Annotated in this window: 1 protein-coding gene; it reads left to right on the forward strand. The window is 31.4% G+C overall.

The window, feature by feature from the left end; translation table 11 throughout:
- Positions 1–118: 118 nt before the first annotated feature.
- Positions 119–1339, forward strand: a complete 1221-nt coding sequence (locus AA089_RS23010; RefSeq protein WP_046759374.1) for an IS4 family transposase — start codon at positions 119–121, stop codon at positions 1337–1339.
- The last annotated feature ends 33 nt before the right edge of the window (positions 1340–1372 follow it).

The raw sequence follows: 1372 nt of genomic DNA on the forward strand, positions 1-1372 counted from the left end.
CAGTCATGGTCGGAAGAAAAAATCTTCCGACTTTTTTGATTTAAGCCACTGATTTATAGTTATTTACTTTGTTTTTTAGGTCATTTTTTGTATCTTAATATCTGATAATCAATTGTTTATGTCAGTATTTAAAGATCACAAAATTTCAGTGAACCAACTACTAGAAGTTATTCCAGATGCCCTTTTAGCCAACTTATCAAAAAACACCAAAGTGGATCATTATACCAAAGTGTTGCATGGTAAAAAAATGTTTTACCTCTTGCTTTACGGTATTTTAGAGAATGAAAAACTAAGTCAGCGCACACTAGAAGATACTTTTAATGATCCAATTTTTAAAACTCTATTTGATTTAGATGCCACAGAAACAGTCAGAAGAAGTTCTATCTCAGAGAGACTCTCTAAAATTGATGCAGATTTTTTTAGAAAAATTTATCAATGTATCTATGAACAGTTTGATACTAAGTTTAGCTATAATGATAAATTAGAGCATCGATTAATCCATGTGGATAGCACTATGATAGCTGAGGCTGCAGGGAAATTAGTCGAAGGACTTGATAAACATAATGGTAAGAAGTTTGTAAAATACAGTGTTGCTTTTGATGGACTACTTCCCTGTGATTTAAAAGTGTTTAATACACAAAAGTATGTCAGTGAAGATATGGCTTTACCTGAGGTAGTTGCTCAGCATGTAAAAAAAGAGACAAACCATCAAAACTTGTATGTCTTTGATAGAGGACTTCAATCTACTAGAACTATGGAAGATTTTAGTAAAGGAGCCATTACTTTTATTGTCAGATCAAAAGAAAATAGAAAGTATGTAGAACAAGAATCTTTACTTATTGAAAACCAAGACTTGGACTTAGACAATTTACTACTTATCAAAGACAGCAAAGTACAGCTATATACAGGTAGGCCTATCCAAGGAAAGAATGGAAAAACCTATTATAGACAAGAATTAGTACCCACTAGTTTTAGACTTATTATAGCTAAAAGTAAGAAGCAGCCAGAAACAGAGTTTTGGTTTATCTCCAATAACTTTGAATATACTGCCAAAGAAATTACTCAAGCCTATAGAAGAAGATGGGACATTGAAGTATTCTTCCGATTTATAAAACAAGAATTAAATGTAAGTCATTTAGTATCTCTTAATAAAAATGGGATACAGGTAATGCTATACATGACTTTAATCCTAGCTATGCTGATACTAATCTATAAAAATGCTAATAAAATTGGATATAAAACTGCGAAAAGAAGATTTAAAATGGAAGTGAGAAATCTGGCAATTGCTATGATTATTATAAAGTCTGGTGGTGATCCAAATATCCTGTTTAAAACTTAAAAAATAGGTCGGAATTTCTTCCGACCATGACTG

This window comes from Kordia jejudonensis (assembly GCF_001005315.1).
Lineage (GTDB): Bacteria > Bacteroidota > Bacteroidia > Flavobacteriales > Flavobacteriaceae > Kordia > Kordia jejudonensis.